16 protein-coding genes are annotated in these 16,961 nt (G+C 46.3%); 12 read left to right on the top strand and 4 right to left on the bottom strand.

Going from position 1 to position 16,961, the window contains the following annotated elements:
- Nucleotides 1–23: 23 nt before the first annotated feature.
- Complete coding sequence (locus tag H3L97_RS08230) at nt 24–1,673, top strand: VWA domain-containing protein (RefSeq protein ID WP_218839699.1); 1,650 nt, start codon at nt 24–26, stop codon at nt 1,671–1,673.
- 374 nt (nt 1,674–2,047) lie between these two features.
- Here H3L97_RS08230 and H3L97_RS08225 read toward each other — a convergent pair whose 3' ends face one another.
- Complete coding sequence (locus tag H3L97_RS08225; protein ID WP_143269207.1) at nt 2,048–2,965, bottom strand: hypothetical protein; 918 nt, start codon at nt 2,963–2,965, stop codon at nt 2,048–2,050.
- 99 nt (nt 2,966–3,064) lie between these two features.
- Entirely contained in the window at nt 3,065–3,328 is a 264-nt protein-coding gene (gene rpsT, locus H3L97_RS08220) for a 30S ribosomal protein S20 (RefSeq protein ID WP_097115053.1), read from the bottom strand.
- A gap of 211 nt (nt 3,329–3,539) precedes the next feature.
- Here rpsT and prmA point away from each other — a divergent pair, with 211 nt between their 5' ends.
- From prmA to H3L97_RS08165, 11 genes are all read left to right on the top strand, one after another.
- Nucleotides 3,540–4,433, top strand: coding sequence for a 50S ribosomal protein L11 methyltransferase (gene prmA / locus H3L97_RS08215; protein ID WP_097115054.1), 894 nt, complete (start codon nt 3,540–3,542; stop codon nt 4,431–4,433).
- Nucleotides 4,434–4,451: 18 nt separating this feature from the next.
- Complete coding sequence (locus tag H3L97_RS08210) at nt 4,452–5,165, top strand: zinc-ribbon domain-containing protein (protein WP_097115055.1); 714 nt, start codon at nt 4,452–4,454, stop codon at nt 5,163–5,165.
- A 78-nt stretch (nt 5,166–5,243) separates the two neighbouring features.
- Nucleotides 5,244–6,560 carry an amino-acid N-acetyltransferase gene (gene argA / locus H3L97_RS08205; RefSeq protein ID WP_097115056.1) on the top strand — a complete coding sequence of 439 codons (1,317 nt, stop codon included), beginning with the start codon at nt 5,244–5,246 and terminating at the stop codon, nt 6,558–6,560.
- A 9-nt stretch (nt 6,561–6,569) separates the two neighbouring features.
- The gene (locus H3L97_RS08200; protein WP_097115057.1) at nt 6,570–6,815 is read left to right on the top strand and encodes an NGO_0222 family membrane protein; all 246 of its coding nucleotides are present in this window, start codon (nt 6,570–6,572) and stop codon (nt 6,813–6,815) included.
- Between the two features lie 41 nt (nt 6,816–6,856).
- A complete protein-coding gene (gene rdgB / locus H3L97_RS08195; RefSeq protein ID WP_097115058.1) occupies nt 6,857–7,453 on the top strand; it encodes an RdgB/HAM1 family non-canonical purine NTP pyrophosphatase in 597 nt (198 codons plus the stop codon).
- 327 nt (nt 7,454–7,780) lie between these two features.
- Nucleotides 7,781–8,119 carry an iron-sulfur cluster insertion protein ErpA gene (erpA, locus tag H3L97_RS08190; RefSeq protein WP_097115060.1) on the top strand — a complete coding sequence of 113 codons (339 nt, stop codon included), beginning with the start codon at nt 7,781–7,783 and terminating at the stop codon, nt 8,117–8,119.
- Nucleotides 8,120–8,334: 215 nt separating this feature from the next.
- Entirely contained in the window at nt 8,335–9,930 is a 1,596-nt protein-coding gene (locus H3L97_RS08185) for a YdgA family protein (protein ID WP_097115061.1), read from the top strand.
- Nucleotides 9,931–10,102: 172 nt separating this feature from the next.
- The gene (locus H3L97_RS08180; RefSeq protein ID WP_097115062.1) at nt 10,103–10,591 is read left to right on the top strand and encodes a cell wall hydrolase; all 489 of its coding nucleotides are present in this window, start codon (nt 10,103–10,105) and stop codon (nt 10,589–10,591) included.
- A gap of 82 nt (nt 10,592–10,673) precedes the next feature.
- Nucleotides 10,674–12,077 carry an L-serine ammonia-lyase gene (locus H3L97_RS08175; protein WP_097115063.1) on the top strand — a complete coding sequence of 468 codons (1,404 nt, stop codon included), beginning with the start codon at nt 10,674–10,676 and terminating at the stop codon, nt 12,075–12,077.
- Between the two features lie 284 nt (nt 12,078–12,361).
- Nucleotides 12,362–12,766: a hypothetical protein gene (locus tag H3L97_RS08170; protein WP_143269209.1), complete on the top strand. Its 405-nt coding sequence runs from the start codon at nt 12,362–12,364 to the stop codon at nt 12,764–12,766.
- Nucleotides 12,767–12,828: 62 nt separating this feature from the next.
- The gene (locus tag H3L97_RS08165) at nt 12,829–13,740 is read left to right on the top strand and encodes a bestrophin family protein (protein ID WP_097115065.1); all 912 of its coding nucleotides are present in this window, start codon (nt 12,829–12,831) and stop codon (nt 13,738–13,740) included.
- Between the two features lie 62 nt (nt 13,741–13,802).
- Here H3L97_RS08165 and H3L97_RS08160 read toward each other — a convergent pair whose 3' ends face one another.
- Nucleotides 13,803–15,635: a trehalase family glycosidase gene (locus H3L97_RS08160; RefSeq protein ID WP_097115066.1), complete on the bottom strand. Its 1,833-nt coding sequence runs from the start codon at nt 15,633–15,635 to the stop codon at nt 13,803–13,805.
- Nucleotides 15,625–16,851, bottom strand: coding sequence for an MFS transporter (locus H3L97_RS08155; RefSeq protein ID WP_097115067.1), 1,227 nt, complete (start codon nt 16,849–16,851; stop codon nt 15,625–15,627). The genes H3L97_RS08160 and H3L97_RS08155 overlap by 11 nt, the downstream gene beginning before the upstream one ends.
- Nucleotides 16,852–16,961 lie beyond the last annotated feature (110 nt).

Here is a 16,961-nt window from a genome sequence, read left to right as displayed (position 1 = left end):
AATATATTTTTGATAAAGATTTCATGATGATTGGTTTATTTGATACGGTTAAAAATGGGCTAAGTAGCATAACTGCTGGTGTCGTACGTTTTGGCTTAAAACCCATTAAATATTTTATTGACAACAATTTTCGCAGTAAAGTTCAACCCGTTGCAGGCAGCGTGGTCTATTGCGATTTATGGGTGGCGGTGGAACATTCGGGCATTTATGTGGCAGATAACGGCATTTCCAATGTGGAAGTAACGGGCTTTGCCGATAGCCAAGTGCGCCTGTCTAATCCGACAGATTTCACGTCCAAAAGCACCATGGGGAAAAAGATTTACGTTTCCTGCCACGATAGCCATGCCGTTGGGCATGATAAAGTGGGCAATTATGCTGCTCAACAGGTGGGCGAGCGTTTGTTTTATGGCTTGGTGTTCAAAAATTGTCATGAATTTTCCAGCAGTTGCCTAAAACAAATTCCCGAACAAGATATTTCATTTTGGGGCAAATTGTGGGGCGAATTTACCGACTTTTTTGACCCAGAATGGGAATTCACCATTCGCCAATTAAAAAGGAATGCGCGTCTGCATTTGGGTGCAAACAAGTGGCGTTTGTGGGATTGGGATGGCAATGCTGCCAACGAACCCGAACCCGATTGGCAAGCACAACAAGATTATTTTCAGCAACAAGCGCTAACGCCCGAATTTATCCGCCAGTTGCGCTATGAATTGTTGGAAACGCGCGATTATGAACAAGAAATCGCCGATGAAAACATCCCCAAGCATATTCGCCAAAAACTGCACCAATTCAGGCAAAATTTAGAAGACATATCCGATACTTACCAAAAAGCAGAAGCATTTTTGAACGGTTGCCCCGAAGCCAAATTGTCGTTTAATGACCTGCAAAACAGCCCAGAAGATTTTGCATTATTGGCAAAAGAAATGGCGCAAAATCAAGGCATTCGTGAATTGGTACGCAAAATGGGGCGCAATTATGTTTCGGAAGAAATCAAGCAACGCGTGAAAGTGCCAACGCGCAGTCGCAGCGAAGTGCATGGCGTGGCATTGGGCAATGATTTAATGCGCATGCTGCCCAATGAAATGGCGTTGCTGGACGATGAAACTTTGGAAACGCTGTTTTACAGCCGTTTGCTGGAAAGCCAGTTGCAATGCTATGAATTGCAAGGCATTAGCCTGATTGATGAAGAACAAACCACCCAGCAGCAAAAAGCCCAAACAGGACCTGTGGTGGCGTGTTTGGACACATCGAGCAGCATGGCTGGCGAGCCTTTAATCAAAGCGAAAGCGGCTTTGTTTGCCATTGCCAATATTCTGCAACGCGAACAGCGTAGTTTGTATGTTTTGCTGTTCAGCGATAGCGGACAAGTAGCGGAATTTGCCCTAAACCATGCCGACAATTTGGCAGGTTTAATGCGCTTTTTGCAACAAGGTTTTGGTGGCGGCACGGATTATGAAACGCCATTGAATCGCGCTTTGGAAATCATTGAGCAGCAGCCTGAATTTGAAAAAGCCGATGTGTTGATGTTGTCTGATGGCGATTGCAATTTGTCTGATGAATTTGTGCGACATTGGAAACAGAAAAAAGAGCGGTTGAATTGCACGGCTTATTCTGTATTGTGCAATGGTTCGCGTACAGAAGACAATTTCAGCGATGAAATTTTGGTTTTATAGTCAATTCGTCTCAAAATAGAACAAGTGTAGGGTTCAACCTGTTGCACCATTTTCCTGAAAAAACATGGACTTGTTGCAACAAGTTGCACCCTACATGGCGTTCCAAAAGTAAAAATTTTTGCACATCTAAACAGGGCAGATATGAAATCTGCCCCTACGAACCGATTTTTGTAAAGGTTTCAACCTGAATCCTAGGGGCTAATGACAATTTGGGCGCGAAGTTGGTTTTTCAGGCAAACACCGCTTCGCTGTCAAATTCAAGGAAAAAATGCGAGTCAATACCACCCATTGGCGCGTATTTTTGACGCAGAAGTTGGCGATTTTGATGAAAAAACAATCGCGAAACGAATTGTCAAACGAATTGTCATTAGCCCCTAATCCAACAAATCATTCATCAAATCATGTTCGCGTTTCATCGCTTTCAAATCCGCACGAATCCGCGCTTGCACCGCCTGCAAATCCGCAGCAATATCGTGTGGCGCAACCGTTTTGCCCGATTTATCCCATGCCACGCGCGTGCTTTGGGTGGGGGTGTCGTCAATTTTCAGCATTGCTGTGCCATTGTCGTAATAAAACAAGATGTTGCTGTTGCCATTTTGCGAATGCCGCTCTGCCATCAAATTGCCGTTGGGGTAGAAAAATTGCATATTCAGGCTGCCTGAAACCGCCTTTTCCGCGCTGGCAGCTTGATTTTGCCCCAAATCATCGCGCACATAAGCCGACAAACGATTGTGGGCAAACAACCACACTTCGCCCTGCTCCACCCCCTTGTCATACACCGCCATTTTCAACAAACTGCCATCGGGCGCATACCATGCCACACGGCTGTCTATTGCCGATACATCGCCAAAAATTTTCAATTTTGCGTCCTTAATCGCAATATAAGGCGATGTGAATGGCACATCATTGTTTTGATAAAAATCCTGCACCACCCAACGCCCATCGCCCGTTTTCCCAATGATTTCACGGTAAAACCCATTTTTGGTCGGGCGCACTTCGGGGCGGCGCAAACGGTCAAAATAGCGAATATCGCGTTTTTCGGTTGGCGCGTTGGATTGGGCTGCTTTGCCCTTTTTGGGGCGTGATGTGTTTGGGGCTGGCGCAGCTTGTGCCACTTTTTTGGTCAAACGATAGCCCAACTGCTCGGGTGATTGCATTGCCAACACATCAGATGCGGTAAGCGACTTCACCGCCGCAGGTGCTTGTGGCGCAGGCTCATTCAAATCCGCCATTTCCACAGGCACACACGCCACCAAAAAAACCACACACCAGCATTGTTTGAACGATTTCATCAAAATGCCTTTTGGAAACATCAAAAAATCCCCCCAAAACAATAAAACCTGTTGCCACACAGACAACAGGTTTTATTCGTCAATCAAACAACCGCCAAATTAAGCCATTGCTTTGATTTTGGCAGACAAACGGCTTTTATGACGTGCCGCTTTGTTTTTGTGGAACACGCCTTTGTCGGCAATGCGGTCAATGATTTTGGTGTTTTGTTGGAAAGCGGCTTGTGCTGCTGCTTTGTCGCCAGCCTCAACTGCTTTCAACACTTTTTTAACCGCAGTACGGAAAGCGGTACGCAAGCTGGCGTTGTGGGCGCGAGCTTTCAAAGATTGACGGGCGCGTTTGCGGGCTTGTGCGCTATTTGCCATAAGTATTACTCCTGATGAAATTTGGGTAGAAAATGAAAACGTGCCATTCTAAACACGCCCATGGCAAAATGCAAGTATTTTCAAACAAAAACATCACATCACGCCCCAAATTCACCGCAAAAACACATCAATAAACAATCGGTCATTTAAAATTGGCTTAAAAAATGTTAAACTATCGCCCTTTTAGATTATTTATTTGGTTCATTCAGCTATGTCCTATCAACAAGCCAAAATTCCTGTATCCGAACAATTTGCCGAATCCCTGTCTGAATCGCTGATGGAACTGGGTGCTTTGTCGGTTGCCATTGAAGATGCTTACGCTGGCACAGCTGGCGAAGAAGAAATTTTCGGCGAACCCGATATGCCACAACAACAAATGTGGCAAAAAAGCGTTTTGGTCGCCCTGTTTGACGCGCAAGCTGATGTGGCAAGCTGCATTCAGGCTGCCTGTTCACAATTATCGCTGCCCACATTTGCCTATGAATTGGACACGCTGGCTGAACAAGATTGGGTGCGCTTAACCCAATCGCAATTTGACCCCATTCAAATTTCCGAACGCCTGTGGATTACCCCCACTTGGCACGACACCCCCAATAAAAATGCCATCAATTTGCGCCTTGACCCCGGTTTGGCATTTGGTACAGGCAGCCACCCCACCACACATTTGTGCCTGAAATGGCTGGACAACAACCTCAACGGCAAAGAAAATGTGTTGGATTATGGTTGCGGTTCGGGCATTTTGGCGATTGCCGCCTTAAAATTGGGCGCACAAAACGCCACAGGCGTGGACATTGACCCCCAAGCCATCATCGCCAGCAAAGACAATGCTTTGCAAAATGACGTTCAAGCCACTTTTGTGCAACCCAACGAGCTGCCCGATGCCCAATACGATGTGGTGCTTGCCAATATTTTGGCAAACCCTCTGCGTATGTTGGGCGAAATGCTGGCAAGCCGCACCAAACAAGGCGGACGCATTGTTTTATCAGGCATTTTGGCAGAGCAAATTGATGAAATGAGCGCGATTTATTCGCAATGGTTTGATTTAGCCCCCACCGAAATTTTGGACGGCTGGGCGTGTATCAGTGGTCGCAAAAAAGCCGCTTAAAACGAGAAAGCACACACCATGACTAAAATGATTAAAGTAACTTGCCCAAGCTGCAAAACCGCATTGAGCCTGTCTGAACAGCATTTGCGTGAAACAGACGGTCGCGCCGATTGCCACCACTGTGGACACGTTTTTCGTTTGGTAAAAAAGAAAAAAGCCGAAACCCCACCACCTGCCGAATCCCCCAAAAAAGAGCGCCCCAAAACCGACCCCTTTTTTGCTGATGTGGGTGTGAACGACCCGATTTTCCCCACCGATGGTTTCCCCACAGGCAATCGCGCCAAACAGGAAAAAGCCAAACCCAAAACCGCAAACAAAAGCGCGGTCAAACTCAATTATCGTGAACCCAAAGCGGAAAACAAAAACCGCAACACCTTTGCCGATGTGGGTCAAAAACCATTGGCATTCAATATGTTGGATGCGGATTCGGCAAACGCGCAAATTCCGCAAGTGTCCATCAAACCTGCGGTGCAAGGCAATGCGCTTGCCATGAACAGCACGGGCAATCCCGACCAGCAAAACAACATCACGATTCACACCGACAGCTTGGTGTTCACTTTGGTGGGCGACAACAATGGCACCGACAACAATGTGATTGACGCTGGTGGCAACAAAAGCAATGCGCCCATTGTGGTGTCATCTGGCAATGATTTGAATTGGACAATCGCCACCATCGCGGCACTTATCGCTTTGATTGTGCAATTATTTTATTTGGTTTTGATGTTGCAATAATCTTTTTCGTTTGCCCGATTGTTTTGCATGAAATAATCGGGCTTTTTTTCAGGCTGGCTTTTCTTTCAACCCAAAAATATGACAGACCCTTTTGTAAACGCATTCCGCGAAGCCGCGCCTTATATTCACTATTTGCGCGGCAAAACTTTGGTGGTGGGCATTGCCAGCCATTTGCTTGATTCAGGCAGCCTGAACGCTTTGTCGGCGGATTTTCATTTGCTGGCGGCTTTGGGCATACGCTTGGTTTTGGTACACGGTTGCGACACGCAAATTGCGCGGTTTTGTCCACAAAATCAACGCAATCATGCCATTTATCCGCAACGCCGTATTATTGACGACAACGCCCTGCAATTTGCCAAACACTTTTGTGGCGCAATACAATTTGATTTTCAGGCAGCCTTGTCGCTGGGTGTGGCGCGTTCGCCACAACGTCCACCGCGTTTGCGTTTGATTCATGGCAATTTTTTGAGTGCCAAGCCTTTGGGCGTACACGGCGGTGTGGACATGCAATGGGCGGGTCAAGTCCGCAAGGTGGACGCTGCCGCGATTGAAGACGCACTTGCAATGCAAGCCATTGTTTTGATTAGCCCCATTGCCGCATCATTGGGCGGGCAAAGCCATGTTTTGTCCATGCCCGAAGTCGCGGCAGAATTGGCGATTGCCTTGCAAGCGGAAAAATTGGTTTTTCTGACCCAAGAAAACGGCATACGCCATGCCAATGGGCAATTATTGGCAAATTTAACCGCGCAAGAAACACATCATTTGCTGTCTGAAAAGCATTTTTCCATTTCAGAGCAGGCGATTTTGACATCGGCATTGCACGCTTTGCAACAGGGCATTTCGCGCGTGCAAATCCTTTCAGGCAGCCAAAATGGGGGATTGTTGCGCGAATTGTTCACGCGACACGGTGCTGGCACGTCCATTGCCCAAGATTCGTTTATGAACGTGCGCCCTGCTCACGAGCGCGACATCGCCGACATCATCACGCTGATTAAGCCTTTGGAAGAGCGCGGCATTTTGCTGCCACGCAGTCCCGAATATTTGGCGGCACACATTCACGAATTTTTTGCGTTGGAACACGACCGCCAAATTTACGGTTGCGTGGCAATGAAAACCTTTTCAGACAGCCCAAATGACGCTGAATTGGCATGTTTGGTGGTGTCGCCCGATGCGCGAGATGGCGGCTTTGGCGAATTGCTGCTGGAAAAAGTGTTGCAACACGCACGGCAAATGGGCAAACAACGCCTGTTTGCGCTGTCCACCCACACCGCCGATTGGTTTTTGGAACGCGGTTTCCAGGCAGCCAGCGCAGCCGATTTGCCCGCTCAACGCTTGGCAGAATACCAAAGTAACGGTCGCCAATCCAAAATTTTCATTTTAAATTTAAATACTTGATAACAAACAATGAGTAAACGCCAAACTTTTTTGATTTTGATTATTTTGTTTTCGCTGCTGTTTGTGGCGTTGATTGCGCTGGGCAGTTATTGGCTGTCGCTCAAAACGCTGCCTGAACGACAATTTGGCATTGCGGCGTTTTTGTTTGCATTTGCGGCGGCGTTTGGGCAAATTGGCAGCTTGGCGATGTACATTCGCCACATCGCGCGTGAAAAAGCACAACGGCAAATGATGAATCAAAACAATGAGCTTTGATTCAGGCAACCGCCCAAACCATTTTCAGAAGGAAAACAACCATGTTTCAAAAAATCGTCCTTGCCAGCAACAACGCAGGCAAATTGCGCGAATTTACCGATTTATTTGCCGCGCAACACCTTGAAATCGTGCCACAATCCGCTTTCAACATCCCCGAATGCCCCGAACCCCACCCCACATTTGTGGAAAACGCGCTTGCCAAAGCCCGCCACACCAGTCGCCATAGCGGTTTGCCTGCTTTGGCAGACGACAGTGGCATTTGCGTGAATGCGCTGGGTGGCGCACCAGGGGTGTTGTCTGCCCGATTTGCTGGCGAACCCAAATCCGATGCCGCCAACAACGCCAAAGTCAGCGCACAACTGGCTCAACACACTGATTTATCTTGTTATTATGTTTGCGTTTTGGTGCTGGTGCGCCACGAAAACGACCCCCAACCCATCATCGCCGAAGGCATTTGGCACGGACAATGGCAACACCAAGCCGCAGGCGAACACGGCTTTGGCTACGACCCGCATTTTTATTTGCCCCAACACCATTGCACCGCCGCGCAAATGTCGCCCGAACACAAAAATGCCATCAGCCACCGCGCCATGGCTTTGCGCGAATTGCTGGCAAAAATTCAGGCTGCCTTTCACTAAACTGAAAAAATGGATTTTGCCTTCGGCGACTGACTTTTTAAAAAAGTAAGCCAAATACCTTAATGCTGAACGGTTTCTTGCCAAAAAATATTTCAGGCAGCCTGAAACCTTTGCAAACCCTATTTTTTGAACTTTTTTGAAAAATAAATTTATTAAAATCCAATATATTGAAATTTTGAAAAATCAAATTTTAGGCGTTTTGCAAAGGTTTCAGCCTGAAAACCAAAATGTAGGCAAACAGACAAAAAAAGCGTACACTCTCTTGAATAAAACCAAGGTGTGCCCCACATTGCACCCACCCAAATGTATTTTATAAGGAAAATCATCATGTCTGACGAAAACCCAATCATTTTTACCGAAGCGTGCTGCGAAAAAGTTGCCGACTTAATCGCCGAAGAAAACAACCCCGATTTGATGTTGCGCGTGTTTGTAAACGGTGGCGGTTGCTCGGGTTTCCAATATGGCTTTACCTTTGACGAAATCAAAAACGATGACGATTTTGAAATCGTGAAAAACGGCTTGAAATTTTTGGTGGACCCCATGAGCTACCAATACCTGATTGGTGCTGAAATTGACTACACCGAAAGTTTACACGGCTCACAATTTGTGATTCGCAATCCCAATGCCACCACCACTTGTGGTTGTGGCTCATCATTCTCGGTATAAAATCGCATTGTTTATGCAAAAAAAGCTGCCTGAAAGCCATTTTCAGGCAGCTTTTTCGCAATTTATGTTATGATACAAAATTTTTACGACCCATAACAAACAACATGTTCAACACACAGGGCGGCACATAAAATATCGCCTTGCGCCATATATGTTGCCCTGATTTGGACGAGGTGATGCCTCTACCAAATCAAACCCACCGAAAAGGAAATAGGATGAATAAAAAAATTTTAATCGGTGCGATTGCCAGCACCACACTCGCATTGTTTTTTGGCACACCTTACTATTTGGGCATGAAAGCCGAACAAAGCCTAAATGAACAACATCGCATTTTAGCCGATACCTTTTTCCTAGAAATTGACAATCACACCTACGACCGTGGCTGGTTCAGCGCAACCGAAACCACCGTTGTGCGTTTCAAACCCAGCGTGTTGAACAATTTGTCCAAACACCTGCCTGCCAACATCAAAACCGTGTTGGATAAACCCATTACCATGGTCAATCATGTGCAACATGGTTTGTTTGCCGATGGTTTCACGCCCGTTCGCGCTGTGGTTCGCACCGAATTTCAATACGACCCCGAAGTGCAAAAAGTGTTGGCGCGCTTTTTTGGCGACCAAACGCCCGTAAGCATGACCAACACCATAGGCTTAAACGGCAATGGTAAGTTGGAAATGCAGGTTGCCAAATTTGACTATGAAGAATTGTCGGGCATTAAATTGAATTGGCAAGGCATGCAAGCCCACATGGATTATGAGGCAGGTTTTCAAGCCTACACCAATCAATTTGACATTCCCCACTTAAAAGCGATTTTGGCAGACAAAGGCGAAATCAGCATAGAAAATGTGCAAATCAACAGCAAAACCCATTCAGGCAGCCACAACATCAGCTTGGGTTCATCGGAAACCAAATTGGGCAAATTCAATGTGGCTTGGAAAGAAAGCATTGATTACAACATTCGCCTGAATGAATTGGTCAATACCGTTACCGATTTGCAAATTGGCGCGTTCATCAATCCCACAGGCAGCATTGCGCCGTCCAATTTGTCGGTAAACAATTTGAGCTACACCACCCAAACCGATGAAAAAGACGGTTTCATCAACAGCCAAGGGCGTTTTGCTTTTGAAAAATTGCAATATGGCGACAATGCCTACGGCCCACTTGCCATAGACATTGCTGCCGAACATTTGGAAAGCAAGAGCTTGGCAGCCATCAAAAAAAGCTGGGCTGAATTGTCTGCCAAACAGGTTGATGACGAAAAAATGCAAGAAGCCATTTTGGACGTGGTTCGCAAAGAGGGTGTGGGCTTGTTTACCAACAATCCCGTTTTCAAAATCAATCAATTTGATTTTGTTGCGCCATCGGGTCATGTGAAAACCAAAGGACAAATTGGTTTCAATGGCGTTCAGGCAGCCGATTTGAACGATTTTGGCGTTTTATTGAAAAAAATGAACGCCAATATGGACTTTGACGTTTCCAAAGCCCTGATTGAGCAATTTGCCATCAGCCAAGCGCGTGGTTTGTTTAGCGCATCCAATAATCCCGAGAATCAAGAAGCCAAAATGGACGAAGCCGCCCAAAAAGACGTGGACGACACCATACGCTTGATGATAGGCGGCATGGTGGACAATATGGCTGGCGAAGGCTATTTGACCCAAAACAACGATGCCATTCAAACCAATGTGGCGGTGCAAAACAATGAAATCAAACTGAATGGCAAAGTCTTTACCATTCAAAGTGATGAAGATTTGTTGGCACAAATTGAAGCCGATGATGAAATGAAAGCCGCCGCCTCGGAAGTCAAAAAATAAGCAAAATTTGGCGAAAATCCATTCATCATTTATAATAAAAGCCATACAGCTAACACCCCGTGTGTTAGCTGCTTGGTTTTTCAGACAGCCTTTTTCTTCACAAATCACTTCAATAAAAATATTTTTGTGGAAATGAACAACATTTCCCCACACCCATTTTAAGGAACACCACATGAAAAAAACATTTTTCTTGTTTTTGACCACTTTGTTTGCCAGCCTGTTTTTGCCCATGCAGGCAGCCCACGCCAAAACCTATGCCCAAGAAGTCAAGTGCATGGCAACCGCCATTTTCTATGAAGCGCAAGGCGAACCCCACAAAGGCAAAATTGCGGTCGGTCATGTGATTTTGAACCGCATGCGTTCGGGCTTGTATCCCAAAAGCGCGTGTGGCGTGATTCATCAAAAAGGACAATTCCAATGGGCGCACAACCACCGTTTGCGTAAAAATCGCGTGTTTCACCCCGTGCGCCACAAGCAAATTCAGCATTTGGCAAGCAAAGTTTATGCGCAAAAACAATCCATTACCCAACATGATGTTACCCGTGGTGCATTGTTCTTTTCTGCCAATGGTGTGCGTCCTGCGCCACGCGCGGTAAAAGGCGTGAAAATCGGTCGTCATCAATTTTTCAATTTGCGCGGTTTCAAATACCGAGCGATTTAATGGTTCTTATCTTCCCCTTCTTTTTCAGGCAGCCTTGTTGTTTTCAGGCTGCCTGAAAGCACATTTTTATTGAGAAAACATCATGTTGAGCATTTTTGATATTTTTAAAATTGGTTTGGGTCCTTCCAGTTCACACACCGTAGGCCCGATGAAAGCCGCCGCCGCCTTTGCAGGCAGCCTGAACGATTTGGGCGTGTTGCCACAAGTAAAACGCCTTGCTGCCGAAGTGTATGGTTCGCTGGCACTCACAGGTTTGGGGCATGGCACGTTTGACGCGATTTTGCTGGGCTTGGAAGGCAGCCTGCCACACAATGTGGATTTGGAAACCCTGCCCGAACGCCTAGAACACATCAACGCCCACGCCCAATTACAACTGAATGGCACACAAACCATTGATTTTGAAGTGGCGCGCGATATGGTGGTGCGATACAGCGACAGCCTGCCCAAACACCCCAACGGTTTGCGTTTCATCGCCTACGATGCCCAAGAGCAAATTTTGCACGAACAAATTTACTATTCCATCGGCGGCGGTTTTATCGTTACCGATGAACAATTTGGCAAAGAACAAAGCAATGCGACCAGCGTCCCCTATCCTTTCAAGCACATGGCGGATTTGCTGCGCATTTGTGATGAAGAAGATTTGTCCATCGCGCAAGTGGTGGTGCAAAACGAAGCCGCAATAAGCGGCGAAAAACCGCTTGCCGTGCGCCGCCGCGTGGCTGCGATTGCCCAAGCCATGTTTGATTGCGTGGAACGCGGTTTGCAGCAACGCGGTGTATTGGCTGGCGGTTTGAATGTGCAACGCCGTGCGCCCGATTTGGCAGTGAAAATGCAAAATTTGCGTGAGGCAGGTCAGTTGAACACGCATTTGTGGCCGATGATTTACGCGATGGCGGTGAACGAAGAAAACGCGGCTGGTGGACGTGTTGTTACCGCTCCCACCAATGGTGCGGCTGGCATTGTGCCTGCGGTATTGTATTATTTCCATAAATTTCATCCACTTGCCGCGCCGCGTGCGATTGAAGATTTCCTGCTGGTGGCAGGCGCAATCGGCATTTTGTACAAAACCAACGCCTCCATTTCAGGGGCGGAAGTGGGTTGTCAAGGCGAAGTGGGCGTGGCGTGTTCCATGGCAGCAGGCGCGTTTTCAGCCGTGAGTGGTGGCACAACCGCGCAAATTGAAAACGCGGCAGAAATGGCAATGGAACACCATTTGGGTTTAACTTGCGACCCCGTAGGCGGCTTGGTGCAAATCCCGTGCATTGAGCGCAACGGCATTGCCGCCGAAAAAGCGATTAAATTGGCACAACTGTCGCTGCTGGAAGACGGCAACAACAAAAAAGTGAGCTTGGACATGGTCATCAAAACCATGCTGCAAACAGGCTTGGACATGAAATCCACCTACAAAGAAACTTCGCTGGCGGGTTTGGCGGTTACTTTAAAGAAAAAAGCCATTCCCATTTCTGTGCGTGTGGTGGAGTGTTGATGTGTGTAGGTTGGGCTGTCAAACCCAACCTACATTATTTCAGGCTGCCTGAAACAGAAAAACTGCCGTCATTCCCGCGTAGACGGGAATCCACTTTTAACTTTAAGAAACAAAAGTTTGTGTAACTCAACTTTGGATTCCCGCCTACGCGGGAATGACGATGGTAGTGGTTTTGCAAAGGTTTCAGCCTTTCAGAGTAGGTTTCGGCTCGGAGAACCGACCTACGCTGGCTTTTTTAATTTGCGTTAAACATAAATTTAATTTCAAAAAATTAAGATTAAATTATGACATTTATAAAAAAAATAATGGATAACCATTTTATTTTTGTCTGGTGGATATTTTTATTATTTTTATTTACAAACACAATTTTTCCTTACATTGCAATAACAAAAGCAGAAAAAGGTCAGTTTCAAACTGCTTGTGCTTACATAATTAAAACAAACAAAGGGAAATATATTGATGAAACAATTATTGAAATTGAAGGGAAATATTATTCAGATAGAGATATTTTACCTTTACGACATAGGGCTTTTCTGATTAAAAGAAAAGAATGGCTTCAGTTTCCATTGGGAAAAGGATATAAAGATTTTCTTACTGTAGAACCAAACAGATGTAAAAATGTTAAATATATTGAAGTATACAATATATTTGGATTGAGAAAAATTTTCTTATATGAATACATCAAATAACCTTGTCTTTTATTAAAAAATATTTTCAGGCAGCCTGAAAAACCTTCTCGCAAAACAATATTATGATTATCCGCAATAAAAACAATACTTTTACGCTGCTTTTCGCGTGGCGTGGCACGATTTTACCGCAAGTGCTGCCTGAAATTTTGGGCTTATCGGCTTTGTCGGTGGTGCTGGCAATGGTGGTGCATTATCGCTGGCTGGACGTGCCTGCGCCACCATTGGTGGGCTTCACGATTTTTGGTGTGGTGCTGTCGCTGTTTTTGGGCTTTCGCAACAACGCTTGCTACGACCGTTGGTGGGAAGGTCGCAAATTGTGGGGCGCGTTGATTGCGACCGAACGCCATTTGGCGCGCGACACCGCCATTTTGCCGCCCGAACAACGCGAAATCGTGTTGGAGCGCGTGATTGTGTTTGTGCATTTGTTGCGCGACCGTTTGCGCGTTCAGGCAGCCGCGCCCGAATTATTTTCGCGATATGGGCAATTTGATGAAAATGATATTATTCAATTTAAACAACACATTAATTTGCCACAATATTGTTTACAACAAATCCAAAACAATCTGATTGCCGCACACCAACAAAAGCACATCAGCGACATCATCTACACGCAACTGACCGCCCACATTACATCGCTGGGCAGCATTCAGGCAGGCTGCGACCGCATTGCCAGCACGCCCCTGCCCTTTGTTTATTCGGCATTATTGCGCCGTGCGGTGTACAGTTTTTGCGTGATGTTGCCCTTTGCGATACACAGCGAGCTGGGTTTTTGGACACCGTTGATGGTGGCGTGGCTGGTGTACATGTTTTTGGGTTTGGACGCGTTGAGTTTGCAACTGGAAGAGCCATTTGGCACGCAAGACAATGATTTGCCGCTAGACAGCATGGTCATTTTAATGGAACGCGAATTGTTGATGAGTTTGGGGCGCGATGTGCCGCCCGCGTTGGTGGCGCAGGATTTTTATTTAAGCTAAAAATATTTCAGGCAGCCTGAAACGCATTTTTCAGGCTGCCTGAATGTTTTTAACGATGAAAATCAAACCGTTGAATCTGCCAGCGCATTCAATTCATCTTTCTGCGCTTGGGTCAATTTTGCAATACCCAAAATCAAAGACGCATTCGTCCAACCAAAACCGCCTGCTGGCACATAGTCAAACACCGCCCCCACATTGCCATATTCCACATTGGTTTTGTGCGAACTTTGTTCCACGTTGAATTTTTCGGGAATCAAACCGTTGTATTCCACCGTTGCGCGGACAATGGTTTGCACCCACGCAAATGCCGCTTGGTGCATTTCATCAGCAAAACCAAAATGTTGCAAACCTTCCCAAATCAAAATTTGGTGCGGTGCCCAGCCGTAGGGATAATCCCATTGGCGTTCCACATTCAGGCTGCCTGAAATGGGGGCGGTGGACGCAATGCCACCCACGCGCAACAGTTGCGGCAACTGGCTGGCTACCGCGCGTTTCGCTTGCGTGGGGCTGCACGCCTTCGCCCAAAGTGGAAACAAATTGCTGGCGGATACAAACGCATTTTGCTTTTTCGTCAAATGGTTGTAATCGTAGAATGTGCCGTCCGCTTCATTCCACAAATATTGCTGCATGGCGAGATAGCGTTTTTCTGCGTATTCAAAAAAGCGGTCGTACGAATAAGTTTGACCTGCAAATTCAAAACCTTGTGGATAATATTCCAATAATAATTGGGCAATATCCGCTTCCACGCGATACAAAATGGCGTTCAAATCCACACAAGCGGTGTCGGCACACACATCGTCCAAACGGGTGGTGGTGTCGTGTCCGCTTTCGCGCATGGCGCGGTCGTGTTCAAAATAGCGGTCTAGCTCGGGTTCTTTCAGGCTGCCTGAATCGTATTCGCGCTCAAAATCTTGCCAATTCATGCCGTGTTTGTCGGCAAATTGCTGCAAAATCACGCGAAAATGCCCTTCTTCGGTTTCTTTGGGGCGACCCACGCCTTCGTCAAAATAATGGTTCAAACCGATGTCGGCAAAATAATGCGTGTTCGGGTTTTGCCAAACCTGTTCGTATTCTTGAATGGCGATTGCCAAATGCTCTGCCAGCCAGTTTTCAGGCAGCCTGTCGGCATATTGGCGGTAAAACGCGGCTAAATAGGGCGTGTAAAACGGTGGCTGCGAGCGCGTCAAATAATAGCTGCGGTTGGCGTTGAGCATTTTGCCGTAGTATTTGATTTGATAGGCAATGTTTTCCAACATACCGCGTGCCAATTCGTATTGGTCGTGCGCCATCAAGCCCAAGCCGATGAAATAGCTGTCCCAGCCATACATTTCATTAAACCGCCCCCCTGGTACGACATAGGGCAAAGGTTGGTCGGTTGCTTTGTCGTATTTCAATGCCAATAAACCCGCTTTCTCATCAATTTCTTTCAATAAATCAGCAGAATAAGGCGGAGCAGGCAGCTCAATAATCTCAATATTGTCATATTGAGCGGTAATGCGGCGATAGTACGCCAAACCGTCCACATCGGCAGCTGGCACATACAAATAGGATTTTTCGCTGCTGCGTTTTTCATCAAACAAATTGGCAAGCACATTGTCGGCATTCATGCGGCGGCTCAACACGTTCCAATAATGATTTTTCATTAAATAATCAACGCGTTCCAATGGAAGCATCAACACTTTTTCGGTGTCCAATTCGCCATTGCCCAGCCACACTTCTTGCAATAAATTGGCTAAATAATAAGTGCCGCGCACGTCAAATTGTTCGCCATTTTCGCCAAACACGGTAAATTGTTTGTTGCCTGTGTCGTCAATGGTAATGGTGCGTGTGCCTTGCGTGGATTGTTGCGCCAATAAGTCGTTTAAGATTTGGTCGCGGTTGATTTTAAGCTGCATTGCCGTATCCTTTAATGAATTTGTTCAACAAAATCAATGAAACAATCAAAATCGCAATCGGAATTAACATGAAATAAAACGCCTGTGCGCCACCCACATTTTCAAACAACATGCCAATAATGCGCGAACCCAAAGTACCGCCCAATGCGGAGAAAATCACAATCAAACCCGTCATCGGGCTGTGCAAATGTTTGGGCAAGGCGGACAAAGTTGCCGAACTAATCAAGGGGTAAATCGGTGCAATAAACAAGCCAATTAAAGGGAAAATAAAGCCAATCGCGGGAATGTCACTAAATGAATGAATGGTTTGTGGGTTGGCGTTCAAAGCCGATGGCAACACAAACACCACCACCGCAGCCGCCGCCAACAGGCAGCCAATCAGCAAAGTCAGCCAATGGATTTTTTTAACCAACTGCCCCGCCAAAAAACGCCCAGCCGCCAATGACAATGCCAAAATGCTCGCCATTTGTACGCTCAATGTTTCATTCAGCGACAAAACTTTTTGGTTGAAAGTCGGCAGCCAAGTCATAATCCCTTGTTCCACCATCACAAAACAGAATGCGCTCAACACAAAGAAAATCGTCAAAGGCAATGCCGCCATTTTCAACATACCAACAAAATCATCGGACAGGCTGCCTGAAGATTTGGGTGTTTCCACCTCCACTTTGGTAAACAGCAACAGAAAAAATGCCACCGCCACCAAAGCCGCCAACAGCAAATACACGCGCAGCCAGCCATTGGGGTCGTTCGCGTCAAAAAACGCGGGGAACAGGAAATAGGCGGACGCAATGCCTATCATGAAAAAGCCTTCAATGGAACTCATGAAACTGTTGTGTTCTTCCTTGCTGTTGGTGAACAAGCCTATCATGGAATACACGGACACTTTGATAAAGGCAAATGCCACGCCTATGGTTAAAAACAGGATTTTGCTGCTGCCAAACGAGTTACCCAAATACATGGTCAGGCAGCCTGCAAACACCAATGCCAAGCCGAGCAACATGCTGTTTTTGTAACCAAATTTCGGCAAAAATGAAGCAACGAAAAACGACACAATCGCAATCGGCAAATCTTTAAATGCTTCTAAAATACTGGCTTCGGTGGCGGAAACACCGTAGTTGGCAAGCGATTGTTGAATCACAATGCCCACGCTATTGAGCAAAATGGCAAAGACAAAGTAATTGATAAACAATGCCAATTTAATGGGGAAATGTTTCATGGCACATTCCTTGTGGAATAAACAGAAAAGCGGTTTATTTGCCGCACTGAGGTAATGACATCGGTGTCATTTTTATTTTAGTGTAAACACGAATGCCTAAATTGGCAAGC

The sequence above is a fragment of the Alysiella filiformis genome (genome assembly GCF_014054525.1).
Lineage (GTDB): Bacteria > Pseudomonadota > Gammaproteobacteria > Burkholderiales > Neisseriaceae > Simonsiella > Simonsiella filiformis.
Note: the sequence above shows the minus strand (reverse complement) of the source record. Positions and strands in the feature narration are given on the sequence as shown.